Annotated in this window: 1 pseudogene; it reads left to right on the forward strand. The window is 28.3% G+C overall.

Going from position 1 to position 551, the window contains the following annotated elements:
• Positions 1-551: pseudogene (locus LDP10_RS03140) on the forward strand (sulfite reductase subunit beta); the annotation flags it as partial.

The following is a 551-nucleotide window of genomic DNA, read 5'->3' on the forward strand; positions in this document are numbered from 1 at the left end:
TTTGTTCCAAATGGAAGAATTATCGATGATTCAGATCAGAAGATCAAATTAGCTTTATCTAAAGTAGCCGAAATACATAAAGGTGATTTTCGTTTGACTGCTAACCAAAACATAATTATATCTGGAGTTAAAGAACAGGATAAAAAAGAAATTGAAAATATTTTTTTTATACATGGAATGTTGAGTTCAATAACTAAATTAAGGCAAAATGCTATGGCTTGTGTATCTTTTCCTACTTGTCCTTTAGCTATGGCAGAAGCGGAACGTAAATTACCTTTTTTTATTATGCAAATAGAAAACATTTTATTGAAATATAATATGTTACAGGAAAATTTAATATTTAGAGTTACAGGATGTCCAAATGGTTGTGGAAGATCTTTATTAGCTGAAATTGGATTGATAGGAAAATCTCCAGGAAGATATAATTTATATATAGGAGGAAACTATATTGGCACTCGGATTGCTAAAATGTATGCTGAAAATTGTACAGAAAAGGAAATATTAGATCATTTAAAATCATTAATAAAAATTTGGTCTGAAGAAAGACATAA

The organism is Buchnera aphidicola (Pemphigus obesinymphae) (genome assembly GCF_026122815.1).
Taxonomy (GTDB): Bacteria; Pseudomonadota; Gammaproteobacteria; order Enterobacterales; family Enterobacteriaceae; genus Buchnera_C; species Buchnera_C aphidicola_BJ.